Genomic DNA, 24,785 nt, shown 5'->3' on the forward strand with positions numbered 1-24,785 from the left:
CGAGCGCCAGGCTGACGTCAACGTGGGGTGAACCTCACTCAACGCGGCGTCGCCACACGAGGATGCGCGCTGATTCGGAACCCCGCGGGCAACACACCGCTGGGAATCTCCGGAGACAACGAGACGCCCTCGATGAGCTCATAGGTCAGCAGCCACCGGTCCGTCTGCTGCTCCCGGACCACGACGCGGGCTCGGACGTTGTAGAGCGCAATCTGCTCCTCGGTCGGCGGACGGAAGCCCGAAATCCAGAGCAGCACCTCCGTGTTCAACTGATGGTCGGGACTCCCGTTGCGCACCTGCACCCGGGCATCCTCGACCTGTCTGCTCGAGCCACGTCCCGGATACGGCCGCGTCGCCGCATCCACCACGGCGGGTCCCGTCCGCGCATCGATGACAAGGTCATCCTCCCCCGTGTCGGGCGCGCCGCCAGCACCGGGCTGCGGCACCGGGACCGTTTCCGGTCCCGTGCCTCCACGAGGTGCCTCGGGCCGCGACGCCGTCGTTCCGCCACCAGGCCCCGGAGGATTCGGTGCCGTTGCGTCGCCGGGTTGCGTGCCCGTGCCGCGAGCCGCCTGCTCACGGCGCTGGCGCTCCCGGTCCGACGCCGTGACACCCCACTGCTGCGTGGTGTCCACCGGCGCTGACGGGTCCGTGCGCCGCACCTCCAGCAGATACGTGGCCAGGTCCAGCAGCCCTCCCGTCGCGGTGGGATTGCTCTGCGCCGCGAAGCGCTCCATGCCCGCCGCCGTCGCGCCACTGGCGATGATGCGGTCGCCTATCGTGCGCAGGTCCTCCGCCGTGAGCGGCCGGCCCGCGGGGATGCCCATGCGTTGCGACATTCGCGCGAAGGCCCCGAGACGCTCCTCACCCACGCGCTCGGCCAGCTCAATCATCGCATCCGCCAACGCCGGGTCCGGCATCGAGCGCCCACTGCCACCACCACCGCCGCCGCCACCACCGCTCCCGGGCTGACAGGCCACCTCGCTGGCGGAGATCTGCGTGGAGACAGTGATGGGGCGGAGGATGCCGCTCAGCCAGCCGGGAAGCTGGGCGTTGGTGAACGTGACAACGCTGCTCGCCAGCTCCGTGGGGAGACTCCCGAGCCACGGTATCGCGGTGACATGCGGCGCGACCTTCGTCTGGAACCAGCAGGACGCCACCACCTCCGCGAGCAGCCCCTCGCCCACCGCCTGCGCGAGAATCCACAGACAGCCCCAGCCGGGCGGAGACAGGCACTCGAGGAGCCGAAGCCCCCACCGCGCATAGCTCACCAGCCGGCCAATGTCGGCCACCATGCTCTGGAACGTGTCGAGCTGGTTCAGCACGGTGATGACACCGTTGATGACCGACTCGCCGAGCAACTGCTCCAGGTTATCCATCGCGGCCCGTTCGACCTGGTCCTTGATTTCATTCATCCGGCCAGCGAGCGCGTCCATCGCCTCCTCGGTGTCGACGCCCGTCCACTCCTGAATCTTGTCCTCCACGCCGCCGACGAGCGACTGGATGAGCTGGTCGAAGGTGCGGTCCACCAGGATGCGTCCCGCCACCTTCAAGAGCTGGAACGCGGCGTCGACGACGGCGCGGGTGAGGCCGTCGCCCGTAGCACGGGTAGAGCGCGCACTGAGTGCGCCCTGGATGTGGTCTCTCAGCCACTCGTAGGCGTTGGCGACCTTCTCGAAGAGCCAGCCGAAGTGGTAGCGGAAGAAGCCGAACGTGCGAGCACTCGCCCCCGTCCACATCTTCACGGCGCTGTTCGTGCCGCGCGTCTCCAGCTCGACCGCGGACAACGGTGTCGTCGTCCAGCCATCACGCAACAGTCGCTGGTGGGCACTCACCAGGTCCGTCGCGGCGTCGGCGTTCTGCTTGTCCGCGCGAGACACCTGCCGGTACTGCTGCGAGTAGCGCGTGAGCGCCTGCGTCCACTGCTGATACTGCGCGCGGAACGGGTCGCGCTGCGGCGGGCCTCGGCGCCGGATGGCCCGGCCGAAGTCCTTGCCGAACTTCTTCTTGAGCGCCTTGGGCGGAGCCCCGAGTACACGTGCGAGCCGGACGGGACGCAGCTTGGGTTGTCGCCCAGGCGTCCTGCGCCGGATGGGGAACTGGAACAGCGGATCTCTCAAGTACGTGATGATCTGCGGCGCCAGCGCCTGGACGCTCCGCGGGAGCCTGGGATTGGTGGGGATGCTGTCCGGCACCCAGGCGTAGACCCACGAGCCCGGGTTGCCCTCGAACTTCACGCGCAGCCGTCCTGGGACGGAGACGTAGCCCTGCTCCCGGAGGTAGCGCCGGACGGAGCGCTTCTCCAGGTCGAACTCCTTGATGATGAGGTCCTGGGACACCTGACTGGTGTTGCCAGGCTGGTACTCGGGGGGAATGGTGAGGTCCGCTTGAGCGAAGCGGCTGATGCTCGGGTTCCAGGTGGCCCCCGAGGGCTGCCGGTTGGCGTATTCGTTGGCGTGGGCCGCCGCCGCGCGGAAAGCCTCCTCGTAGCGGGTGAGCTGGGGCTCGGGGTCCGCGCCGAAGGCGGGCTTCATCTCGCCGAGGGTGATTTGCGTCGGCGCCTGGTCGACGCGGGTGATGGCCCCTCCGCGCGTCCGAGGGCCCTGTGGCGCACTGCCCACCGCGTGGTCGTACCCGCCAGGAGCCACCATATTGCCGGGCGCGCCCAACCACCTCGGGTCGTCGTGGGCGTTGAAGCGCACGGCCACGGTGTTGTTCCCGCCGGGCCCGGAGGCTCGGTAGAAGTCCGCCTCACCGCGCGTCCCAAGGCCACCCGCGCCGGTGCCACGCTCGGGCACGGGCGCCTCGCCGAATACACCGGAGGCATTCGCCATGGCGGGGATGAGCCGTCCGTGCGCGGTGGTGCCTGTCTCGTGGGCGGGCTCCCAATAAGGAGCACGCTGGATGCGCTGGGGGGCACCTCCCGCGCCCTCACCGCCGAGCGCTCTCGGCTGCGTCTGCTGGAGCACGTGCGCCAGCTCGTGGGCGAGGATGAAGGACGGCTCCGCGCGCTGGCCCGCACCCAGCCAGACATGGCTGCCGTAGGTGAAGGCGTAGGACTGGAGCGCCTCGTTGCGTCGGACCGACTCGCCATCGGCGTGGATGCGCACCGAGGACAGGTCATGTCCGAAGCGCTCCTCGAAGAAGCGCCGCACCCGCTGGGGCATGGGGCTGCCGCCCAGGGTGAGGCCCGCTTCGTCGCCACCGGACGGCGCGGCACCCGCCGGGGGTGGAGCAGGAGGCGGAGGGAGCGCGCTGTCCGACGGGGGCGTGCTCGGAGGAGCCAGCCCGTGCTCCCACTCGAGGGCCCCGCTCGCACGTTCGTCCGGTTCATTCGAGGGACCTTCGAGTGCCCCCTGTGGAGTGGCGGCAAGCGCGATGCCCGGAGCCGCCGCGACGCTGGCGGCAGGCGGGACAGGCGCGTTCGAGGGCGCGGAGGGAAGGGCCTCCGAGCCACCGGGCGATGCGCCGCGCAGGCCCAGGACCTCCATGGCGATGGCGTCGGCCTCGCGCTCGAAGGGGTCGTCTTCGGGGCCCACCGCTGCCTTGCGCTGGATGCCCCATCCCGTCGCGGTGGGCGGCCGTGACGGTGGGAAGAGAGGGATTGAGGCGAAGTCGAAGGTGGCGCCTCCACCCGACAAGGGCAGCGCGTCAGCGTCCTGCTCCGTGGCGCCTCCGCCCGCGAGCGCGCCGAGAAAGAGTTCGGACCGCGCGGAGGCTGGCTGGAAGTCGTGCGTGTTCTGCGTGGAGCGCGCGGGTGCGGGGGGCGGACGGGATGGAGCTGGCGTCTGGAGCGCCTTCGCTTTCGCCTGGGCCATCGTGCGTCCCCCGCTTCGATGACAGCTTTCAACACCCCGCTCGCGCCGCAGCGACATAAGCTAGCGCAACCGTGGAGCGGGGTGCCAACCGCCAGCGCCCAGGGGGGCGTGACTGGCGCGGGCACATCCCACCCGTGAGGTCTGCCATGCCGACCCAGGTCCCAGAGCCCACCGCGTTCTTCCGCCCGCCACGCACCTCGCCGGAGCTCGCCATCCTGGAGGCCGCGCGCGCACTGCGAGGCCGCTCGTCAGGCGAAATCACCGGTGTCCTCCTCACCGAGGACAACGAGGGCACGCCGAGTCCACAAGGCGCGCTGTCGGAAGTCGTGTTCGGCCCGGTGCGGGACTTCCGGTGCGCATGCGGGAAACTCGTAGGCCCGGAGCATGCGGGTGCGCGGTGCCCCCTCTGCCACGTCGAGTGCATTGCCTCCTCGGCGAGAGCGGAGCGGTGGGGATATGTCGCGGCCTCGGGGGGACTCGTCCACCGCGCGTTGGGGAGCCTGGTGGCTCGATGTCTGGGCTGGACGGAAGCGCATGTGTGGCAGGTCGCCTTCTTCCAGGCCTGTGTCGAGGAGGGCGAAGTGATTCCGTTGATGCCGGGAGGTGACCCGCGCATGGCGGACAGCGGACCAGAGATGCTCCGGCGACTGCTCTCGGAGAAGGGCGCGGGCGCCGACTGGCCGGCGGAGCTGGCGGCAGCGGGCTTCACGCCGCGCGAGCTGATTCTGGACGAGGTCCCCGTGACGCCGCCCGCACAGCGCCCCTTGAACCGGATGCCCGGTGGCGCGCGGATGCCGGGCCTCGACAGTGTGCGCTATCAGGAGCTGTTGGCGTCCAATGGACGGCTGCGTGCGATGCGCGAGGCTGGCCGCGAGGATGTGTACTCGGACTTCGAGCACCTCGCGCTCCAGACCGCGTTCGATGCCCTGTGTGTGCAGCTCGGCGCGGAGCCCGGAGCGCCACCACCTGAGGAGCGCTCGGTCCGGCCAGGGATGACGTTCTCTCGCGAGGCACGGTACTGGCTGCGGGATGACCGGATGGACGTGGAGCTGTTCCCGCCGCCGCCGTTCGAGGGTGAAGCGGAGACGCAGAGGCCGACGGGCTGCGCGTTCCTCGGTCAGGACGCCGCGCTCGTGTGCTTCCCTTCGGTCGCGGTCATCCTCGGGCTCGACGATGGACAGGTCCGAGCGACGCACGAGCTTCCTTCACCGGTGCGGCTCGTCGCAGTGTCGCCGGAGGGTGCGCATGCGCTGTTCACCTTCGATGGTGAGCTGCATGTGTTGGATTTGCGCGACGGGACGTGGGTGACGGATGCGCCGGGCATGTCGCTCGCCGCGGCGGTGGAGCGCGCGGGGAGCGTCTATCTCGTGAATGCACGGGTGGACTCGACGGTGGAGCTGGTCGAGGTGCGCAAGTACCTCCAGCGGCAGGCCACGTCGCCGGATGGGAAGCTGCTCTGGGCGGAGGACCGCTCGGGACGTGGCGGGGTGTACTCGGTGGACACGGGCCTGCGGTGGGTGGACCGAGGTGGCTGGCGGCTCGACACCCCCGTCCCGAAGCTGCAAGCGGATGGCACGGTGACACCGGCGCCCACGGAGGAGGACTTCACCGAGGACCTGGAGCACTTCGCCAAGGAGCACGGCGGCCGAACGGACTCCGCATTCACGTTGGGAGCGGATGGCCGGTGGCGCTTCCTGGACCTGGGGTTGCTCGTGGTGGATGGCGCACCCGTTCGCAGGCTCGCGTTCCAGGGCTCGGCGGGCGCCTTCGATATCACCGGCGAGCGACTGCTTATCGCCAGCGAGGACTCCCTGTTCATGCTCGAAGTGGGACAGGAGCCACGCATCCTCCGGCGACTTCCGCTGTCCAAGGTGTAGCCCCGCACGATTTCAAGCACTCGACGCCTTGTGCCCGGAGGAAGCGCTCCCCTGCCCACTCCCCCACGCGGGACATGGCGAGGGAGCTTGCGCGCCCATGCCTGTGATTGCCACGACCCGCATGCATGCGGACCGTTGAGCGGCGACCCCAACGACACAAGGAGCGCACCCGTGGACGTCATCGACCTCTTGATTCAACAGCACCGCGAAGTCGACGCCTTGTTCCAGGCGTTCCGCCGCGCCCCGGACGACACGAGCCGGAAGGAGCTCTGTATCCAGCTCGCGGAGGCGCTCATGCTGCACACCACCATCGAGGAGCGCTGGGTCTATCCGAAGGCCGCCCGCGTCGTGGGCGACGACAAAATCGAGCACGCGGAAGAAGACCACCAGGAGATGACGAAGCTCCTGGGCGAAATCGTCCGCATGCGCGACGACATGAACGCCGTGAAGGCCCGGGTCGACTCACTCGAGCGAGTGGTGAAGCGCCACATCGCCGACGAGGAGCAGAACATCCTCCCGCAGGTCGCCAAGAACGTCACCGAGAAGGAAATCGGCATGTCCTGCAAGGACCTCGTCCGCGAGGCCTCCAAGATTCGCCGCGAGGAGATGAAGGACTGGGGCGAAGCCTCCGTGTGACGAAGTCCTTCTGGTGAACGAGTTCCCGCCCGTGCCTCCGACAAGGAGCGCGGGCGGGAGTGTCACGTCGGCTCCACCGCCGCCGCTTGCTGAGGCAGCGTGAACCAGAACGTGCTCCCCCGTCCCGGAGCGCTCACCACGCCCAGCTCTCCGCCGTGCGCCTGGACGATTTCCTTCGCGATGGACAACCCCAACCCCGCGCCACCCACCGGTGCCCCGGGCGCGCGGTAGAACTTCTCGAAGATGCGGCCCTGCTGCTCCAGCGCGATGCCCTCGCCCGTATCCCGCACCTCGAAGCGCACGCGCGTCCCCTCGCGAGCCACTCGCACCTCCACCTCCCCCCCCGCCGGCGTGTGTTTCACCCCGTTGCCCACCAGGTTTCCCAACACCAGGCCCAGCCGGTCCGGGTCCACGTCCACTGACTCCACCTCCAGCCCGACCTGCCTCGACAGTCGCACCCCGCGCTCCGCCGCCGCCGAGCGCTGTGAGTCCAGCGCCGCCTCCACCAGCTCCTCCGCCGGCACCCGCCGCACCTCCAGCCGGAGCTGTCCCGCCTGGATGCGAGACAAGTCCAGCAGGTCATCGACGATGCCCTGCAAACGCTCGCAGTCCTCGCGCGCCGCGAACAGCAGGTCCGCCTGCTTCTCCGTCACCGCGCCCACCATGCCCTCCGCCACCAGGTGCACCGCCATGCGCAGCGACGTCAGCGGCGTGCGGAACTCATGCGCCACCGTGGCCACCAGGTCATTCTTCAGCTCGTCGAAGCGACGCAGCCGCGTCACGTCCTGGAGAATCACCGTGGCGCCCACCACCTCGCCCGTCTCCCCGTACACCGGACTGCCACGCGGCAGGAGCCACCGGTCTCCATCCGCCAGCTCCACCCTCACCGCCTCCTCGTAGCCGCGAGGCTGATACGCGCCCTTGCCACCCAGCACATGGCCGCGCACCCGCTCCAGCACCTCGCGCGCCTCCGGCACCACGCGGCCCAGCACATCCCCGCCGCCCTCCAGCGACAGCTTCAGCACGTCCTCCGCCGAGCGGTTGACGTTGAGCAACACCCCATCCGAGCCGAACACCACCACCGGGTCCGGCAGGCTGTCGATGGCCGCCTGCGAGGCGGACTGCGCCTGGAGCAGTTCGCCCAGGCTGCTCTGGCGATACTGCTGGAGCGCCTCCGCCATCGAGTTGAAGTCCTGCCCGAGCTGCGCGATTTCGTCCGTCCCCTCCACCACCGCGCGCACCGCGTAGTCACCCCGGCCCAGTCGCCGCACCGCCTGCGACAGCACCGACACGGGCCGCAGCGCGCGATGCGTGAGGGACGTGGAGGCGAACAACCCCACACCGAAGGCCGCCAGCACCGCCAGCACCATCAGCGTGTTCACCTGGTCGCTCTGCCGCCGCAGCTCCTCGCTCTTGTGCACCATCGCGTCCTGGTTGAGCGCCAGGATGGATGCCGCCGCCTCCTTCACTTCACGGAAGGCCGGCTCGATGCTCCGGAAGTACACGGCCTTCCGCTCCGCCTCCGAGGACAACGTGAGGAACGCGTCATACGCCACCTGGTAGCGCGACCAACCCGCGCGCAGCCTGCGCGTGGCCTCGGCCTCGCCAGGCTCGGTGACGTTGCCTTCTTGAAGGCGCAGCTCCGACTCCAACACCTGACGCTGCGCGGACTGCTGTGCCTCACCCCGCTCCAGCTCTCCCGCGACGATGAACAGGGCGGCGCTGTCCATCCGCTCCAGTTGCTCGGTCATCCGCTGCGTCGCCAGCACGCTGCGGTAGTTGTCCTGGAGGATGCGCTGCCCTGAGCGCCCCAGCCGGGCCAACGTGACGACGGCGACCACGCCCACCAGGGCCAGGGCCAGGGCCAGGGGAGCCTGGGCCAGCAGCAACCGCAGCCTCAGCGTCATGAACGCTTCTCCTCGGGCGCGGGGTCGAAGGCCACGACATGGATGTCGAAGCCCTCGCCTTCGCGCAGCAGCCGCACGTCCGCCGCGCGCCCCAAGGCCCGCCTCCACCAGGGCTGATGCGAGCGGCCCACCATGATGTGGCCCACACCGTGCGAGCGCGCGAAGTCGAGAATCGCCTCCACCGGGTCCTTCGAGCGCAGCCGCACCACCTCCGCGCCCAGCTCCTTCGCCTTCTCGATGTTCGCCAGCAGGTGCCGCTGCGCCTCCGCGTCGATGAGGTGCGGGGCCTCGCGCGGCGTCTCCACGTACACCACGAACCAGTCCGTGTTCAGCCGCCCCGCCATGCGCGAGCCTCGCCGCAGCAGGGTGGCCGCGCGCGGCGGGTAGCTCGACAGCGCCACCAGCACCCGGCCCCAGGACGCGCCCTTCTGCTGTCCCTCGTCTCCCGCGCGCGACGGCAGCCCGGCGGTGGCGCGGTCCAGGCTCTCCGCCACCTCTCGCAGCGCCAGCTCGCGCAGCGTGGACAGGTTCTCTCCCTTGAAGAAGCTCTCCAGGGCACGTGGCACCTTGTCCTCCGCGTAGATCTTCCCCGCCTTCAGCCGCTCGTGGAGGTCCTCCACCGCCAGGTCCAGGTTCACCACCTGGTCGGCGCCCTTGAGGAAGCTGTCGGGGAGCGTCTCGCGCACGATGACGCCGGTGGTGCGCTCCACCAGGTCATTGAGGCTCTCCAGGTGCTGCACGTTGAAGGCGCCGATGACGTTGATGCCCGCGTCGAGCAGCTCCTGCACGTCCTGGTAGCGCTTGCGGTGTCGACACACCGGCAGGTTGGTGTGGGCCAGCTCATCCACCACCGCGACCTGGGGCCTGCGCGCCAGCACCGCGTCCAGGTCCATCTCCTCCACCGTGACGTCGCGGTAGGTGTGCTCCTTGCGTGGCACCACCTCCAGCCCCTCCACCAGGGCCTCCGTCTCCTTGCGACCGTGGGTCTCCACGAAGCCGAGCACCACGTCCACGCCCCGGCGCTTGAGCGCGTGCGCCTCCTCCAGCATGCGGTACGTCTTCCCCACGCCAGCCGCGAAGCCGATGTAGAGCTTGAGCCGACCGCGCCGGCCCCGCTCCACCAGCTCCAGGAAGTCCTCCGCACGCGAACGTCGCGTCATCGTCACCCTCGGACCTCCACAGCGGAGGCGCGAGCGACAATGCCCGCGCCTCCGCACGAATGCATGGGGAGAATGGACTCCGTCACTCGGGAGTCACCGCGCCCATCGGCTGCGCGGGCTCCGAGGCGAGCCGACCGAACTGCCGGTCCAGCGCCAGGTTCAGCAGCAGCACGTTGACGCGCGGCTCGCCCAGCACGCCGAGCGTCCGTCCCTCGACGTGCGAGTTCACCACCGCGAGCACGCGCTCCGGTGCCACGCCTCGCGCCTTCGCCACGCGCGGCGCCTGCCAGCGCACCGCCTCCGGCGAAAGGTGCGGGTCCAGGCCGGACGCCGACGTGGTGACCAGCTCACCGGGCACAAGCCCTGGCGTGTCCGGGTTCTCCTGGCGCAGGCGCTCGACCTCCGCCGTCACCCGGTCCCGGAGCTTCTGGGACGTCGGCCCCAGATTGCTGCCCGAGGACGCCGCCGCGTCGTAGCCCGCCCCCGCCGCCGACGGGCGCGGCTGGAAGTAGCCGCCTCGGGTGAAGCCCTGACCAATCAGCGCGCTGCCCACCACGCGGCCCTGCTCGTCCTTCACGAGCGAGCCCTGGGCCTGGGAGGGGAACAACAGCTGCGCCACGCCGGTGACGGCGAGCGGATACAGCACCCCCGTGAGCACCAGGGTGACGACACAGGCGCGCAGGGCGGTGACAAGAGTGGAGACCATGATGAGGAGCCCTTTCACTTTCAGGACAGGCCCACGGCCGTGAGCAACACGTCCAGGGCCTTGATGCCGACAAAGGGAACGATGACGCCGCCGACTCCGTAGACGAGCAGGCTGCGCCGCAGCAGGGCCGCCGCGCCCAGCGGGCGGTAACGCACACCGCGCAGCGCCAGGGGAATCAGCGCGATGATGATGAGCGCGTTGAAGATGACCGCCGCCAGAATCGCGCTGTACGGCGACGACAGGCCCATCACGTTGAGCGGAGCAATCTGGGGAAACACCCCCATGAACAGCGCCGGGAGGATGGCGAAGTACTTCGCCACGTCGTTGGCGATGGAGAACGTCGTCAGCGTCCCGCGCGTCATCAAGAGCTGCTTGCCCACCTCCACCACCTCCAGCAGCTTGGTGGGGTTGGAGTCGAGGTCCACCATGTTCCCCGCCTCCTTCGCCGCCTGCGTGCCGGTGTTCATCGCCACGCCGACGTCGGCCTGGGCGAGCGCGGGCGCGTCGTTGGTGCCGTCGCCCGTCATCGCCACCAGCTTGCCCTTGCCCTGCTCGGTGCGGATGAGCGCCAGCTTCGCCTCGGGCGTCGCCTCCGCGAGGAAGTCATCCACGCCCGCCTCACGAGCAATCGCCGCCGCGGTGCGCGGGTTGTCGCCGGTAATCATCACCGTGCGGATGCCCATGGCCCGGAAGCGGTCGAAGCGCTCCTTGATGCCGCCCTTCACCACGTCCTTCAGGTGGATGATGCCGAGCAGCCGCGAGCCATCCGCCACCGCCAGCGGCGTACCGCCCGCGTCACCGATGCGGCCCGCCGCCACGGTCAGCTCCGCCGGCACCGCGCCGCCCTGGGCCTGCACGTGCTTGACGATGGCATCCACCGCGCCCTTGCGGATGCTCCGCGGGTGCGGGTCCACCAGGTCACACCCGCTCATGCGCGTCTGCGCGGTGAACGGGACGAACGTCGCGTGGTGCGCCAGCAGCTCGCGCGGACGCATCTTGTACGTGTCCTTCACCAGCGTGACGATGGAGCGCCCCTCGGGCGTCTCGTCCGCCAGGCTCGCCAACTGCGCCGCCTCCGCCAGGTCCTCCATGCGGACACCCGGCATGGGCAGCAGCTCCGTGGCCATGCGGTTGCCCAGCGTAATCGTGCCCGTCTTGTCGAGCAGCAGCGTGTCCACGTCTCCCGCCGCCTCGACGGCGCGGCCGCTCATGGCCAGCACGTTCTTGCGCAAGAGCCGGTCCATGCCCGCGATGCCGATGGCGCTCAACAGGCCGCCAATCGTCGTGGGGATGAGACACACCAGCAGCGCTACGACGGCCGTACCCGACAGCGGCACACCGGAGTAGAGCGCCAGCGGCACCAGCGACACACACGCCAGCAGGAACACCACCGTCAGGCCCACCAGCAGGATGTGCAGCGCTATCTCGTTCGGCGTCTTCTGCCGGGCCGCGCCCTCCACCAGTCCAATCATCCGGTCCAGGAAGGACTCACCCGGGTTGACGGCGATGCGCACGACAATCCGGTCCGACAACACCTTGGTGCCACCCGTCACCGCCGAGCGGTCTCCACCGGACTCGCGAATCACCGGCGCGGACTCGCCGGTAATCGCGGACTCGTCCACGCTGGCGATGCCCTCCACCACTTCACCGTCACCCGGGATGAGGTCACCCGCCTCGCAGACGACGAGGTCGCCCTTGCGCAGGTTCGGCGCGGGCACACGCTCCTCGCGCCCATCCACCAGTCGCCGCGCGGTGGTGTCCTTGCGCATCTTTCGCAGCGCGCCGGCCTGGGCCTTGCCGCGCCCTTCCGCCACGGCCTCCGCGAAGTTCGCGAACAACACGGTGAACCACAGCCACACCGCCACCCAGACGGTGAACCACAAGGGCGCGCCGTCGGTGCGCGGCGAAACGAGGTCCTTCACCACCAGCACCGTGGTGAGCAGGCTGCCCGCCCACACCACGAACATGACGGGGTTGCGCGCCACGTCGCGCGGGTGGAGCTTCTTCAGGCTGTCGAGCAGCGCGGGTTTGAGGAGAGACACGTCGAACAGCGACGCCGGTTTCGAGGATGCGGAGCTCATGGCTCAGTAGACCTTTCCGGCCCCGGCGAGGAAGTGCTCGACGATGGGGCTCAGGGAGAGCGCGGGGAAGAAGGTGAGCGCGCCGACGATGACCACGATGCTCACCAGCAGGCCGGTGAACAGGGCGCCGTTCGTCGGGAAGGTGCCCGGACCCGCCGGCACCACCTTCTTGCCCACCATGGAGCCGGCGATGGCCAGCGCGGGGACAATCATCAGGAAGCGCCCGCCGAGCATGGCCAGCCCCAGGGCGATGTTCCAGAAGGGCGTGTTGGCGTTGAGGCCCGCGAACGCGCTGCCGTTGTTCGCCGTGGCGCTGGTGAACGCGTAGAGGATTTCCGTCAGGCCGTGCGGTCCCGCGTTGTTCAGCGAGGACACGCCCTGCGGAATCACCGCCGCCACCGCGGACATCCCCAGGATGAACAGCGGGAAGATGAGCACGTAGAGCATCGCGAGCTTCATCTCCTTCGCCTCAATCTTCTTGCCCAGGTACTCGGGCGTGCGACCCACCATCAGGCCGGCGATGAAGACGGAGAGCACCACCATGATGAGGATGCCGTAGAGGCCCGCCCCCACTCCGCCGAAGATGACCTCGCCCAGCTGCATGTTGACCAGCGGCACCAGACCGCCCAGCGGATTGAAGCTGTCGTGCATGGAGTTGACGGCGCCGCACGACGCGTCCGTGGTGACGGTGGCGAAGAGGGCGGACGCGGTGATGCCGTAGCGCACCTCCTTGCCCTCCAGGTTGCCCACCTGCGCCACCTGCGCGGAGGCCACGGCGGCGTTGGGCTGGGACTCGGCGGCGTACGCGGCGGTGACACCCGCGAGGAAGAGGACGGACATGGCCGCGAAGAGGGCCCAGCCCTGCTTCGTGTCTCCTGTCATCTTCCCGTACGTGTACGTGAGGGCCGAGGGGATGGCGAAGATGAGCAGCATCTGCACCAGGTTGGTGAGCGGCGTCGGGTTCTCGAAGGGGTGCGCGCTGTTGGCGTTGAAGAAGCCACCGCCGTTGGTGCCCAGCATCTTGATGACCTCCTGCGAGGCCACCGGACCCATGGCGAGCGTCTGCTTCGCGCCCTCCAGCGTGGTCAGCTCGTGGTACGGCGCGAAGTTCTGCAACATGCCCTGCGAGACGAAGAACAGCGCCACGACGAAGCACAGCGGCAGCAGCACATAGAGCGTGCCGCGCACCACATCCACCCAGAAGTTGCCCAGCGTCTTGGCTCCTTCCGGCCCCGGGCGGCGCGTGAAGCCGCGCGCCAGCGCCAACGCCACGCCGAGCCCCGCCGCCGCGGAGACGAAGTTCTGCCACGCCAGCCCCACCATCTGCGTGAGGTAGCTCATGGTGGACTCACCGGCGTACGACTGCCAGTTGGTGTTGGCGACGAAGCTGGCCGCCGTGTTGAACGACAGCTCCGGGCCCACCGCGCCCAGGCCTTGCGGGTTGAGCGGCAGCACGTGCTGCGCGCGCTGGAGCCCGTAGAGGATGAGCATGCCGACGACGCTGAAGGCCAGGAGCGCGCCGCAGTACTCCACCCACGTCTGCTCGCGCCGCGCGCTGGCGCCCGTCAGGCGCAAGAGGACGCGCTCCACGGGACCGAGCACGCGCGGCAACGGCTGCGTCTGCCCTTCGAAGACACGGAAGAGATAGGTGCCCAGCGGCTTCGTCAGCGTGAGCAGGAGGGCGAAGAACAACATAATCTGCAACCAACCAATGAGGGTCATGGCGGAGTCCCTAGAAGCGCTCGGGACGGAGCAGGGCGTAGACGAGGTAGGCGGTGAGCAGCACGGCGAGCACGGCGCCAGCGGCGTATTCGAAAGTCATCGGGAGGACCTCACAGGCGCTCGCAGCCGTGGGCATAGGCCCACGCGAGCGCGAAGAAACCGACGGTGACGAGGAGGAGGACGACATCCATGGAGAGACTCCAGGCTCAGAACCAGGCGGTGGCTCCGAGGACGATGAGCGTCTCGGAGTCCTTGGGAATGGGGGTGCCTTCGTCGGTGGTGGCGCGGCTTGCGAAGACGTCCGCCGTCGAGCGGTCATGCCGCGCCTCCAGCTTGAGCGTGAGCTGCTCGGCGGGCTTCACCTCCAGGGTGAGCGTGCCCCCCGACAGCGTCTGCTCCACGCCCGTCACGAGCCCGTCGGCGTCGCGATACGCTTCCACGCGCGCGGCCAACGCCACGGGCTCGGCGAGCTGGACTCGGGCGTTGAGTCCCGCCGCGTACCAGACCGCGCGGTCCGCGCCGGGAATCCGCTGGGTGCCGGCGTCCACGGTGGCCGCGAGCTTGAACGACTCCGTCACCGCGTACGTCGCCACCGCGTCCGCGAAGAGCCGCAGGCCGTCGCTGCCCTCGGTGCCTTCGTTTCCGATGAAGGTGTTGAAGGACGCGGACAGGCGCTTGCCCGCGTAGGCCACCTGGGTGCCCAGCGCGAGGCCCCGGTTGTTGTCGCCAATGGTCTGCCAGCCATTGAGGAGCTGGAGCTGCACGCTCCACGCGTCATCCAGCGCGTACGTGCCCTTGAGGCCCGTCTGGTAGTAGGGCGACAGCTCGCCCATCCACGAGCGCGTGTACGTCCAGTTGAGCTGTGACTGGAAGGACTCCAGCCCGATGTGGCTCGGATAGAGCCCGGCCTCCAACGTCAGCGGGCCGGTGGCGAAGGACAGCGAGGCCTGCTGCACGTAGCGCCACAAGTCGGGCCCGGAGGCGACGCCCTCGGGCTCGGCCGCGTGGACCACCTCCGCTCCCGTGCCGAAGCCGAGGAGCACCTTGAAGCCCACCGGCGCCGGGGCCACGCTCACGCCGATGGAGGCCAGGTTGATGGCCACTTCGCTGTCGCGCTTCGCGGACGTGCCGGTGCCGGGGATGAAGTTCGCCGCGTTCGCGGGCCGGTTGAAGTTGTGGCCGAAGTACACGTCGACGCCTCCCTCGGGCTTCATGCGGGAGAAGAAGCCAGGGGCCTCCGCTTCGGCCCGGGTATCCGTGGGTCCTTGAAGAGGTGGCGAGGAGGCGTCGGCCTGCTGGAGCAGCAGGGAGAGCAGCAGCGGAGGAGCGTCGAGAGTCCACATGGGCGTGCTCCCTCTTGAGCACCGCCCGTACCAACCCCCTCCCCCGAGGACCCTAGGTGTTCCGAGGGGTTGCGGACATGCCCCGTGGTGCAGGATTGCAACCTGCACGACAGGCCGCCAGGCATCGTGCAGCTTGAGGCTCCGCAGACAGCGACAAGGCCGGGCGCACTGACACCTGGAAGCACCGCGCGTTTCGCCCGAAGCCGGGGAAGGCTTCTCGCATCCCGCGCGATGTACGGCGCGGATGGCTCCACGTGTTCGCGCTGGCTGAGAGTCAGACCTTTCGTGGAGGACGGCACGCCACCGAGGGCTTCACCGTGGATTCACGCCGTGAGCAGACCCTGCTGCTCGTCGCCGCGAACTTCAGGCTCTGAGCGTGCGCGGGAGTTCTCTGCTCACTCCCGGATGACCCGTGCGTAGGCGGCAAGCGCCTCGCGCAGCGGCGCCCCGCCCTGCTCCTCGGCTCCGTCTCGCAATTCAATCCGGAGCCCCTGGGAGCTGAACCTCGCGGCGGCAAGGAGGACGGGCGCGAACTCCCGCGCACGCTGTCCCGTGACGGTGGCCCGGATGGGAACCTCCGCGCCTCGGGTCACCTCGAGCCTCCAGAACCCATCTTCCCCAGAGGCCTTGAAGTACTCCAACTGGGAAGCCAGACGGGAGTGGGCACACCGGATGAAGAGGTCCGTCGAGGCATAGGGGATGGTCAGCCACGTCAGGTGGGGCAGGGCCGTCAGCGCATCGGCCAGGCCGCTCTCAAATGAGCTCTTCAACTCCAGCCGCCTCACGGAACTGTTCGCGGACAGCAAGCTCACCAGCTCGCCTGGAACATTCAGCAGACTCGTTACACGGCGCAACGCGGGGTGCCGGAGCATGCGCCCCCACTGCGCGACGTCATTGCCGTCGCTGTGGTGCTCCGGATTCCAGTTGAGTTCCTCCACCGTGTTCCAACCGGGCTCCGGCTTGGGAAAGGACTTGGGGAAGTGGTCCCCCTTTATCGGGCGGACCGCGACGGGAAAACCCCGCTCGAAGCGGGTGTAGCCTCGCTCGACGTAAGGTCCCAACGGCGCCTGCCACCGCTCCCGGTTCGCCACGAGCAGTCGAGCGATGCGCTCCTCATCCGGCGCCTTCGCATACTGGAGCATGATGAACTCCCCCAGTGGGTCGCCCTGCTCGAGCAACTGGTCGGCCAACACCTGCCGGGCGGAGTCATCCTCCGGCGTCTCATAGACGCGGGCGAACAGCGCCTCCCGAGTCGCCGCGTCGAGGCGTGCACGCTCCACCCGCTCCTCGATGACCTCCTTCAGCGCGTCACACCGCGCCAGGGTCTCCGCATCGAGCACGGGAGGAACCCAACGAACTCCCAGCCGGATGACGAGGTCGAACCGCTCGACCTCCTCCCCTTGCGTTGAAGGGAGCCGGGCCTTCAGCTCGCGCAGGGGCTCCACGTCATAGGGCGCCCCCACGTACATGAAGAGGCTGCAAAGCAGCTTCAGCTCGCCTGGAGTCTCCGCTCCCGGAAGACGGACGAGGGTGAGCAGGAGCGGAATGATGCGCGGGTCCGCGGGCCACCATCGTCGCAGCCGGTCGAGGTCCGTGGAGAACGCACAGCGCGAAAGACTCGCCGCGCGTTCCCGCAGCCATCCCAGCGCTCGGGGAAGGTCCGTGGGATGCCTGCGGACCTCCTCGAGGACCCAGCGGACAGGCACCTCGAAGAAAGGGAGCCCCGTGGCGAGGTGGTCCGAGAGCCGCTGGATGAGCGCGATGACGGGCTCGGCTCGGCACTCCTTCCACGCCTCCAACAGGAGCGTGAGGGCCGCATCGTCCTCCCGCCGAGCGAGCGCCTCCTCCGTGCGTCCCAGCAACTCCTTCAGCAGGTGGCTCACCCGGACAGGATAGCCGAGGCCACCGCAACCCAGCGTCGATTCGGGCTCAATCCATACTTAAGTATCTGCTTGACCATCCAGCGACCCTCGCCAATACTCAAGTCCATGCTTAACCATGGCGCCGTCGACCGCATCTTCCATGCCCTGGGCGATTCCAATCGGCGCGCCATCGTCGAGCGGCTGAGTCGGGGCACCCTGTCGGTCAGCGACCTGGCGAAGCCGCTCGACATCACGCTCGCCGCCGTCGTGCAGCACCTCCAGGTGCTCGAGGAGAGCGGGCTGGTGCGTACCGAGAAAATCGGACGCGTCCGCTCCTGTCAGCTCGAACCTGGTGGACTGCGCGTGGCCGAGGACTGGCTGTCGAACCGACGCGGACTCTGGGAGCGCCGCTTCGACCGACTCGGCGAGCTGCTCGATGGGCCCGAGCGCCCGAACCCCACCCCTCGAAAGAAGGCCAAGACATGAAGACCCCTCCCGTCGTGCATGGCTCGTTCACCATCGAGCGCACCTACAAGGCTTCACCCGCTCGCGTCTTCGCCGCGTGGTCGGACGTGGAGACGAAGGCTCAGTGGTTCATCGGTCCGCCGGACCGCTGGACGCTCGTGAAGCGCGAGCTGGATTTTCGCGTGGGCGGCCAGGAACTGCTGCATGGGCAGTTCGGCGGCAAGCACTCCACCGTCTTCACCGCGCGCTATCACGACATCATCCCGAACGAGCGAATGGTCTACGCCTACGACATGAGCGTGGGCGACAAGCACCTCTCCGTGTCCCTGGCCACGGTGGAGCTCCACGCCACGAAGACCGGGGGGACGCGAATGGTCTTCACCGAGCAGGCCGCGTTCCTCGACGGGGAAGACGGCACCCGCTCTCGCGAGGAGGGCACGGCGGCGCACTTCGACCGGCTGGCGCTCATCCTGGAGTCCTCGCGCGACCTCATCTCGTCCCGGCTCATCGATGCGCCCCGTGAGCAGGTCTATGCGGCGTTCAGCGACCCGGAGCAACTGACGCTGTGGTGGGGGCCGCAAGGCTCGACGAACACGTTCGAGCAGTTCGAGCTGCGCCCCGGCGGCAAGTGGCGCTTCACGATGCAGAGCGCGGAGGGAGCGCGCTACGCGATGGACAAGGAGTTCATCGAGGTGGTGCCGGCCGAGCGCATCGTCATCCAGCACCACCAGCAGACGCATCACTTCGAGATGCGGATGGACTTCGCGGACGAAGGGGCGCGGACGCGGCTCACCTGGCGCATGCGGTTCGAGTCGAAGGACGAGGTCGAGAAGGTGCGCGGGTTCGTGGAGGCCGCGAACGAGCAGAACTTCGACCGGCTCGCGGCCCACCTCGCCTCGCGGGTCAGAGCCGCGCGGCCATGATTCGGGCCCACAGCTCCTCGTCGAAGTCGGACAACGTCTCCGCCGAGCGAGTCCCCGCCTGAGCACCCAGCCGCGTCACCACGAGGCCCAGTGAGCGGCTGACGTAGACCTTCTGGTCGTCCTTGCCCAGTCCGGCGAAGACGTCCTGTGGCGCGCTGGGGATGAGCGGGCCGTCGATGCGCGCGCTCAGCGGCGGTATCAGGGTGAAGGCCTTGCCATTGAGCCAGAACAGGTGGCCATAGGCGGGGTTGAGCGTCTGCGAGGAATTGGTCGCGGTGTTGAGGTACGCCGAGGAGACGACCCGGGTTCCCGCCCACGCGCCGTCCGCGAGCAGCAGCAGTCCGAAGCGCGCCAGGTCACGCGCGCTCATCGTCAAGCCCCACAGGGGCAGGCCCTTGCTGTCGACATCGGAGCGCTGCTCCCACTGGCTGCGCGTCGCGCCCAGCGTGTTGAACAACCAGGCGCGGGAGAGCGCGTCGATGCCCAGGCCCGTGCGCCGCTCCAGAATCATGCGCAGCCGGTGATAGGCGTCGTTGTTGTACAGCCACGTCGTTCCGGGGGCCGCCTGAAGTCCGAGGGACGTGTTCAGGCCGCTCGTCATGGTCAGCAGGTGGCGCACGGTGATGCGGGCCTCGGCCAGCGCGCCCGTGTTGGACCAGCCGGCGCCGAGAATGGGAGTGACGCGCTCGTCGAGCGAGAGCAGTTGCTTGTCCACCGCGATGCCGACGAGCACGGAGACGACGCTCTTCTGCGCGGAGGCGATGTCGCGCATGAAGTTCGAGTTCGCCAGCCAGTAGCGCTCGGCGAGCAGCTTCCCATCCTGGAGGATGACGATGGCCCGGGTGTCTCGGGAGCCCGCGAAGTCGAGCGCGGCGTTGAGCTTCGCCACGTCCCACCCCGCGCTGGCTGGACTCACCGTGGGCCAGCTCGCGTCATCCGTGGGAAAGACGAGGGGGGCCGTCAGACCGTGTGGGACGTCCCGGGGGGACGCCACGGTGGCTTCAGGTTGAGAGGTGGGTGTCTCGGCGGCCCCTTCTTCTGGAGCAGGAGGAGCACAGGCGAGGACGGCACAGACGAGAGCGAGGAACAGGGCGCGCAGGGGCATGGGAGTAGCAACACGCGTCAGCTCCGGAAGTTGCGGAAGGTGGCGGGGATGCGGCGAACGTGGGTTTATTTCGGCATGTCCTCGCCCTCCCCCGCCGAGTCCTACCTGCTGGACTTCCATCGTCGCCTCGCCGGGGTGACTTCGCGTGAGTTCGGAGGTGCTCCGGTGCTGCGCGACGGTGAGGTGTTCCCGTCCACCTATGCGCTCCTGGAGGCGGCGGTGCCGAAGGAGGATGGGCCCCGGGTGGTGCTCGACCTGGCGTGTGGTGATGGGTATCTGCTGGAGCTGCTCGCGCGGAGGAACCAGCCCGGGCTCGCGCTGGTGGGGCTCGACATGAGTGAGCACGAACTCGCGGTGGCGCGGGCGCGGCTGAACGGCGCGGCGACGTTGCATCAGGGGCGAGCGCAGTCACTGCCGCTCGCGGAGGCGAGTGTCGACGTGGTGCTGAGCCACCTGGCGCTGATGTTGATGGACGACGTGGAGACGGTGCTCGCGGAGATGCAGCGGGTGCTGAAGCCGACGGGGCGGGTATCCGTCGTCGTCGGTGGCGACCTGGTGCGAGGCGAGGCGTTCGAGGTGTATCTGGGGTTGCTCAAGCCCCTGCTGGCCGCGGAGGCGCGGGTCCCCGTGCCGCTGGGGGATGCGCGGGTGCGCTCCGTGGAAGGACTGACGGGGCTGTTCGGCGGCTTCACGCACGTGGACATCCGCCGGCTCGAGGTCCAGGGCGATGCGACTCCGGAGCACGCGTGGGAGTCGCTCAGCACGACCTATGACGCGGACCGGCTCTCCACGGCGGCGCGAGCCTCGCTCAAGCACGCCTTTGTCCAGGCCGTGGAGCCCTTGCGTCGCACCGACGGCACCATCCCCATGCGGTGGGGCATGCGGCAGGTGACGGCCACGGGGCGGCGTCGCACGGAGTGAGCCGCGCGCAGATGCCGCGTTCACGACATGGCTTCACCGGACGGTGTGGGCTTGCGTCCCGCTCGCGCCGTCGCCCGTGGCCGTGAGCGTCAGCGCTCCTGCCTGTGTCGCCCGGAAGTAGAACGTCGCCTCCTGCTGCGGCCCCTCCAGCGCCAGTGCCCAGCCCGTTCCCGAAGTGGCCAGTGCCTGGGTGCAAGTCGCGTCGGAGTAGAGCACCGCTCCCGGCGCCGCCGTGCCCGCCACCTCCAGCACCAGTGACGGCGCCGTCAGCGCGGACAGGTTGCCCCGCGCGTCCTGGCTCTGCACCACCAGTTCCTCCGAGCACTGCCCCACCCCTGTCTCCCGGTCAGGTGTGAGGAACTCCAGCCGAGACGCCGTCCCCGCCACCACGTCCACGTCGAACGTCACCTCGGGCTCTGTCTCTCGCGCGTACCCCGGCCCGCTGACGTGGTTCTGGCTGATGAGGTTGGCACCTCCCAGGTCGGAGATGCCCGCCTGATAGGGATAGCCGTTCGTCACCACCGGCCCATCATGCGTCACCGTGTTCCGCGTCACCCGGAGCCGCGTCGACACAGACAAGGGTCCACCGTCCTCCTCCGCCTGGGACAGGTTGATGCCGACGTCGTTGTCCACCAGCGTGTTCTCGAAGATGACGACGTCCTCACACAGCGCCATGTCGTAGTAGGCCCCGCCCGCGACGAGGATGCCCGAGCCCGTCGTCTCTCCTCCCGAGTACGCATTCCCCGTCACCCGGTTCCCCGTCGCCCGCCCCGTCGCACCATCGCTGAACTGGATTCCATTTCTCGCGATGAAGGGCACCGGGCCCCCGCCGTCCACCCGGTTGTCCTCCACGTTCAGCTCCACTCGCCCCGTGCCGGAGATGCCCGCCTTCTGGTAGCGCGCCACCCGGTTGCGCAGCACCTCCACCCTCGTCACCGTCTCGGCGTCACGCGCGTTCCGCACCTCGATGGCCACGCCCTCCTGGCAGCCGCCCTCGCCCTCCTTCTGGTTCACGTCAAGCACCTCGCTGTCGACGATGGAGCCACTCGCCCCTTCGAACAGGATGCCCCGCAGCCGCGCGGCGCCACCGTCACACGCCAGCTCCGACAGGCCCCGCGCCGCCACCGTCACGGCTCGCACGTGCGCCGTCGTCCCCAGGCTGCTCAGCACCGCACCTCGGAAGCGCCGTCCCCGTGGGTCCACCGCCGTGAGCACATGCCCCGCTCCGTCGAACGTGTATCCATCGGGAATCCACACCGTCTGCTCCGTGGTGCAGTCCGCCGCCAGCGTCACGTTCGATGCCTCCAGCGTCGCGGCGCACGGCGGGAACTCGCCGCACAGCAAGTCCCCCCACTCCACCGCGAACTCCCGCGTCGCGCTCAGGCCCGAAAGGTTCGTGACGGTCAGCGTGATGGTCGGAGGCGTGTCCACGGGAATGCAGGACAGCACCACCCAGTCCACCGAACCCGAGTCCCTCTCACGCACCGCGTTCCCCAGCAGGCCCGTGTTCGTCGTCCACGCGAAGGTCAGCGGCTCTCCCTGGGGGTCCGCCGCCATCGCCGTCAGCCGCACCGGCCTCCCCGCCGACACGTCCGTCTCCGACTGCGAGGCGCCGATGATGCTCGGCGGCAGCGGGTCCGTCACACACAAGTCCAACGAGCGCTCACGATGCGCCCCGAAGCCATCACTCGCTCGCAACGTCAGCCGACAGTTGTCACACGCGGACTGAGGCGCGGCGCTCGGCGTGAAGCGAGTCGCTGCCGCCGCCGCGTTCTCAAAAGTCCCTTCACACGTCGCGGTCCAGGCGAAGGTCAGGGCGTCTCCGTCGTCATCCACGCCCACCGCCTGGAGCGTCACCGGAATCCCCACGCGCGACTGGGACACGGGCTGGGCTCCCAGCTCCGTCAGGACAGGCGCGTGATTGAGCGAGGCCGTGTGCACCAGGTCCCCGCCGCCCGCCAGCTCCACGTCCACCGAGAAGCGCAGCGTGCTCACCGCGCCTCGCGCGCTCGTCACCGCGAGCGTGAGGTTCACCGCGCCACGCCGCAGCGGCGCCGTCCACTCCGCGTCGACAGCCGTCGCATCATCGAAGGTGCCGGAGGTCGCGCTCCACGCATACGTCAGCACCTCCGACGCATCGACGGCATGCGCCAGCGCACGGAGCTTCAGCACGGCTCCTGGAGACACCGATGCCCGCGAGCCCACCACCGCATCGATGACGGGCGCCGTGAGGGGCGCCTCCGAGTCCGTCGCGCGAGGCACCAGCACGACGAGCGCGTCGTGGTGTTTCAACAACTCCACGCCCGGGACGTCCACCTGTCCCAGCACAGCGCCCGTCGCATCGAGCACCCGCGCCCCCACCGAGGTTCCCGCACCCGATGGCAGGCTCCGCAGCAGTCCCTGCCACAGCGGTGCCTCGGAGCTGCTCAGGGCCGCGGTGACGACAGCACCCCGAGCCGGCGTCGCGGCCACCTCCACGCGAGCCACGGAGTCGAGCGGCAGTGAGCGCGGCAGCACGGTGACCACCCGCAGCGAGCCCGCGGGCTCCACCTGCACGCCCAGCGGCTCCTCCTGATGACACCCCGTGGCCAGCACCAGCGCGCTGGCAAGCAGGGCCAGTCGCATCGCGTTCGCTCGGTTCATGGTGACGTCCTCTCGGCGATGTCCGGTGTCTTACGATACCGGCAAGCGGCCATGCGCCCAAGCAACCGGCCGAGCCAACCCAGAGGCTCGCCTGCTCGCGCCACCCCGCAAGGCAGCGCCGCGTCGAGCGGACGACATCGGGTGAGCAGCGCGGTTCGGAAGCGGGCAGTGCGTCAGGAGCGTCGGCGCGGCGTTGACGCACGGTGTTCTCCTGCCGCGTCGTGCGAGCCCCTGAATCACGTCGCCCACAGCCCTGGCCCATCCGCGTGGCCCACTGGGTCAACGTGCCACTGCTCGTCATCATGGCGGGCAGCGGGCTGCAGATTCTCGCGGCCTATCCCATGCTCGGCACGCAGGGGCGGCCCTATGGCTGGTATCCCTTCCAGGGCACACCACCTCCCGAGTGGGCCCGAATCGGCGACTGGCTCGCGGGTGCACGAGGCTGGCACTTCGCCTTCGGAGGCTTCCTCGCGCTCAACGGCTTCGTGTACCTGCTCTATCTGGCCCTCAGCGGCGAGTGGCGGCGGCGCCTCTTCTTCCCGCGTCGCGACACGCGCAACGCCGTGAGCACGCTCGCGTTCTATCTGCGTCTGCGCAAACAGCCTCCCGACCAGGGGCTGTACAACGGCCTGCAACGGCTGGCGTACACCGGCGCGCTGATACTCGGCATCCTCGCCGTGCTCTCGGGGCTCGCGCTCTACAAGCCCGTGCAGCTCGGTGCGCTGGCCACGCTGCTCGGCGGCTATGACTCCGCGCGCGCCATCCATCTGCTCGTGCTCGCCTCGTTCGTGCTCTTCACCGTGGGGCACGTGGTCATGGTGTTGCTGCATCCGCGCTCACTCGGGGAGATGGTGACAGGCGGGAGGAAGCCGGATGCCTAGGCTCCTCGTTCCGTCGCGACGTCCGCTGCTCCTCACGCGTCGCTCGGCCCTGCTCGGGGCGGCGGCGCTCACCACGTCCGCCTGTGACAGCGCGCGTCCTCGCGAGGGTTTCCTCGGCGCCATGGAGCGCATCAATCAGCGGCTCCAGGCAGCCCTCTTCGACGCGGACAGGCTCGCGCCGGAGCTGCCTCCCGAAGAGGCCACGCCGCCCGGTGACTTCCCCCAGTACTTCGTCTCCGAGTCCATGCCGCTCGCGCCTCAAGGCTGGGCGCTCAGGGTGGGCGGGCTCGTCGAGCGGCCCGCGCTGCTGTCACTCGAGGACCTGCAGCGGCTGCCGCGCACGGAGTACCGCATCCGGCACCACTGCGTGGAGGGCTGGAGCGCGGTGGCGTCGTGGCATGGCGTGCGCGTGAGTGACGTCGCCAGGTACGTGGGCGCGGACCCGAGGGCTGGCTACGTGGAGCTGCGCTCGTTCGATGCGGGCTACTGGTCCTCGTGGGACAGGCCGAGCGCCTTCCACGCACAGACGATTCTCGCCTACGGGATGAACGGGCAGCCGCTGTCACCGGCGCACGGCGCGCCGCTGCGCCTCTACTCGGCGGTGAAGCTCGGCTACAAGATGGTGAAGTACCTCACCGAGGTGAACTTCCTCCCCGAGCCCACCGGCGGCTACTGGGAGGAGCGCGGCTACGAGTGGTACGCGGGCGTGTAGCCCCACCCCTTCAAGCAATGTCG

The 24,785-nt window shown here is 69.2% G+C and carries 18 protein-coding genes; 7 read left to right on the forward strand and 11 right to left on the reverse strand.

The annotated features are described in order from the left end of the window. Positions 1-38: 38 nt before the first annotated feature. Positions 39-3,818: a DUF4157 domain-containing protein gene (locus HUA75_RS28635; protein WP_174488160.1), complete on the reverse strand. Its 3,780-nt coding sequence runs from the start codon at positions 3,816-3,818 to the stop codon at positions 39-41. Positions 3,819-3,964: 146 nt separating this feature from the next. Between HUA75_RS28635 and HUA75_RS28640 the strand changes: the two genes are divergently transcribed. Together HUA75_RS28640 and HUA75_RS28645 are read left to right on the forward strand one after the other, a co-directional pair. Next, a complete protein-coding gene (locus HUA75_RS28640) occupies positions 3,965-5,695 on the forward strand; it encodes a hypothetical protein (protein ID WP_174488161.1) in 1,731 nt (576 codons plus the stop codon). Between the two features lie 171 nt (positions 5,696-5,866). Continuing rightward, positions 5,867-6,331: a hemerythrin domain-containing protein gene (locus HUA75_RS28645; RefSeq protein WP_141641715.1), complete on the forward strand. Its 465-nt coding sequence runs from the start codon at positions 5,867-5,869 to the stop codon at positions 6,329-6,331. 62 nt (positions 6,332-6,393) lie between these two features. On the opposite strand, the gene HUA75_RS28650 is transcribed toward HUA75_RS28645, so the two are convergent. The 8 genes from HUA75_RS28650 to HUA75_RS28685 all read right to left on the reverse strand — a co-directional run bounded on the left by HUA75_RS28650 (position 6,394) and on the right by HUA75_RS28685 (position 17,133). Then, positions 6,394-8,238 carry an ATP-binding protein gene (locus HUA75_RS28650; RefSeq protein ID WP_174488162.1) on the reverse strand — a complete coding sequence of 615 codons (1,845 nt, stop codon included), beginning with the start codon at positions 8,236-8,238 and terminating at the stop codon, positions 6,394-6,396. Beyond that, the gene (locus tag HUA75_RS28655; RefSeq protein ID WP_141641717.1) at positions 8,235-9,398 is read right to left on the reverse strand and encodes a sensor protein KdpD; all 1,164 of its coding nucleotides are present in this window, start codon (positions 9,396-9,398) and stop codon (positions 8,235-8,237) included. The genes HUA75_RS28650 and HUA75_RS28655 overlap by 4 nt, the downstream gene beginning before the upstream one ends. Before the next feature lie 82 nt (positions 9,399-9,480). Further along, positions 9,481-10,104 (reverse strand): potassium-transporting ATPase subunit KdpC, encoded by a 624-nt coding sequence (kdpC, locus tag HUA75_RS28660; RefSeq protein ID WP_174488163.1) that lies wholly within the window; start codon positions 10,102-10,104, stop codon positions 9,481-9,483. A 20-nt stretch (positions 10,105-10,124) separates the two neighbouring features. Beyond that, positions 10,125-12,185 (reverse strand): potassium-transporting ATPase subunit KdpB, encoded by a 2,061-nt coding sequence (gene kdpB, locus HUA75_RS28665; RefSeq protein ID WP_141641719.1) that lies wholly within the window; start codon positions 12,183-12,185, stop codon positions 10,125-10,127. 3 nt (positions 12,186-12,188) lie between these two features. Next, positions 12,189-13,907, reverse strand: coding sequence for a potassium-transporting ATPase subunit KdpA (kdpA, locus tag HUA75_RS28670; RefSeq protein ID WP_174488164.1), 1,719 nt, complete (start codon positions 13,905-13,907; stop codon positions 12,189-12,191). A 10-nt stretch (positions 13,908-13,917) separates the two neighbouring features. After that, positions 13,918-14,007 (reverse strand): K(+)-transporting ATPase subunit F, encoded by a 90-nt coding sequence (gene kdpF / locus HUA75_RS28675; protein WP_141641721.1) that lies wholly within the window; start codon positions 14,005-14,007, stop codon positions 13,918-13,920. A gap of 106 nt (positions 14,008-14,113) precedes the next feature. Continuing rightward, the gene (locus tag HUA75_RS28680; RefSeq protein ID WP_174488165.1) at positions 14,114-15,250 is read right to left on the reverse strand and encodes a porin; all 1,137 of its coding nucleotides are present in this window, start codon (positions 15,248-15,250) and stop codon (positions 14,114-14,116) included. A gap of 395 nt (positions 15,251-15,645) precedes the next feature. Further along, positions 15,646-17,133 carry a hypothetical protein gene (locus HUA75_RS28685; protein ID WP_174488166.1) on the reverse strand — a complete coding sequence of 496 codons (1,488 nt, stop codon included), beginning with the start codon at positions 17,131-17,133 and terminating at the stop codon, positions 15,646-15,648. 105 nt (positions 17,134-17,238) lie between these two features. On the opposite strand from HUA75_RS28685, the gene HUA75_RS28690 reads away from it, so the two are divergent. Next, positions 17,239-17,598 carry a helix-turn-helix transcriptional regulator gene (locus HUA75_RS28690; RefSeq protein ID WP_174477204.1) on the forward strand — a complete coding sequence of 120 codons (360 nt, stop codon included), beginning with the start codon at positions 17,239-17,241 and terminating at the stop codon, positions 17,596-17,598. Continuing rightward, the gene (locus tag HUA75_RS28695) at positions 17,595-18,500 is read left to right on the forward strand and encodes an SRPBCC family protein (protein WP_174488167.1); all 906 of its coding nucleotides are present in this window, start codon (positions 17,595-17,597) and stop codon (positions 18,498-18,500) included. Before HUA75_RS28690 ends, HUA75_RS28695 begins: the two co-directional genes overlap by 4 nt. Here the strand turns inward: HUA75_RS28695 and HUA75_RS28700 are convergent. Beyond that, positions 18,481-19,494: a serine hydrolase domain-containing protein gene (locus HUA75_RS28700; protein WP_371746213.1), complete on the reverse strand. Its 1,014-nt coding sequence runs from the start codon at positions 19,492-19,494 to the stop codon at positions 18,481-18,483. The genes HUA75_RS28695 and HUA75_RS28700 overlap by 20 nt on opposite strands. Positions 19,495-19,680: 186 nt before the next feature. On the opposite strand from HUA75_RS28700, the gene HUA75_RS28705 reads away from it, so the two are divergent. Next, positions 19,681-20,526 carry a class I SAM-dependent methyltransferase gene (locus HUA75_RS28705; protein ID WP_174488169.1) on the forward strand — a complete coding sequence of 282 codons (846 nt, stop codon included), beginning with the start codon at positions 19,681-19,683 and terminating at the stop codon, positions 20,524-20,526. A gap of 33 nt (positions 20,527-20,559) precedes the next feature. Here the strand turns inward: HUA75_RS28705 and HUA75_RS28710 are convergent, their stop codons facing one another. Beyond that, entirely contained in the window at positions 20,560-23,169 is a 2,610-nt protein-coding gene (locus HUA75_RS28710) for a right-handed parallel beta-helix repeat-containing protein (RefSeq protein ID WP_174488170.1), read from the reverse strand. 221 nt (positions 23,170-23,390) lie between these two features. On the opposite strand from HUA75_RS28710, the gene HUA75_RS28715 reads away from it, so the two are divergent. Together HUA75_RS28715 and HUA75_RS28720 are read left to right on the forward strand one after the other, a co-directional pair. Continuing rightward, positions 23,391-24,050, forward strand: coding sequence for a cytochrome b/b6 domain-containing protein (locus HUA75_RS28715; protein WP_174488171.1), 660 nt, complete (start codon positions 23,391-23,393; stop codon positions 24,048-24,050). Beyond that, positions 24,043-24,762, forward strand: coding sequence for a molybdopterin-dependent oxidoreductase (locus HUA75_RS28720; RefSeq protein WP_174488172.1), 720 nt, complete (start codon positions 24,043-24,045; stop codon positions 24,760-24,762). The genes HUA75_RS28715 and HUA75_RS28720 overlap by 8 nt, the downstream gene beginning before the upstream one ends. Positions 24,763-24,785: the final 23 nt, after the last annotated feature.

This window comes from Myxococcus sp. CA040A (assembly GCF_013336725.1).
GTDB classification, from domain to species: domain Bacteria; phylum Myxococcota; class Myxococcia; order Myxococcales; family Myxococcaceae; genus Myxococcus; species Myxococcus llanfairpwllgwyngyllgogerychwyrndrobwllllantysiliogogogochensis.

Bases quoted from the DNA above. Each gene is read 5' to 3' on its own strand.
- HUA75_RS28635 (WP_174488160.1), bottom strand. From the start codon at position 3,818: ATGGCCCAGGCGAAAGCGAAGGCGCTCCAGACGCCAGCTCCATCCCGT.
- HUA75_RS28640 (WP_174488161.1), top strand. From the start codon at position 3,965: ATGCCGACCCAGGTCCCAGAGCCCACCGCGTTCTTCCGCCCGCCACGC.
- HUA75_RS28650 (WP_174488162.1), bottom strand. From the start codon at position 8,238: ATGACGCTGAGGCTGCGGTTGCTGCTGGCCCAGGCTCCCCTGGCCCTG.
- HUA75_RS28655 (WP_141641717.1), bottom strand. From the start codon at position 9,398: ATGACGCGACGTTCGCGTGCGGAGGACTTCCTGGAGCTGGTGGAGCGG.
- kdpC (WP_174488163.1), bottom strand. From the start codon at position 10,104: ATGGTCTCCACTCTTGTCACCGCCCTGCGCGCCTGTGTCGTCACCCTG.
- kdpB (WP_141641719.1), bottom strand. From the start codon at position 12,185: ATGAGCTCCGCATCCTCGAAACCGGCGTCGCTGTTCGACGTGTCTCTC.
- kdpA (WP_174488164.1), bottom strand. From the start codon at position 13,907: ATGACCCTCATTGGTTGGTTGCAGATTATGTTGTTCTTCGCCCTCCTG.
- kdpF (WP_141641721.1), bottom strand. From the start codon at position 14,007: ATGACTTTCGAATACGCCGCTGGCGCCGTGCTCGCCGTGCTGCTCACC.
- HUA75_RS28680 (WP_174488165.1), bottom strand. From the start codon at position 15,250: ATGTGGACTCTCGACGCTCCTCCGCTGCTGCTCTCCCTGCTGCTCCAG.
- HUA75_RS28690 (WP_174477204.1), top strand. From the start codon at position 17,239: ATGCTTAACCATGGCGCCGTCGACCGCATCTTCCATGCCCTGGGCGAT.
- HUA75_RS28695 (WP_174488167.1), top strand. From the start codon at position 17,595: ATGAAGACCCCTCCCGTCGTGCATGGCTCGTTCACCATCGAGCGCACC.
- HUA75_RS28705 (WP_174488169.1), top strand. From the start codon at position 19,681: ATGTCCTCGCCCTCCCCCGCCGAGTCCTACCTGCTGGACTTCCATCGT.
- HUA75_RS28710 (WP_174488170.1), bottom strand. From the start codon at position 23,169: ATGAACCGAGCGAACGCGATGCGACTGGCCCTGCTTGCCAGCGCGCTG.
- HUA75_RS28720 (WP_174488172.1), top strand. From the start codon at position 24,043: ATGCCTAGGCTCCTCGTTCCGTCGCGACGTCCGCTGCTCCTCACGCGT.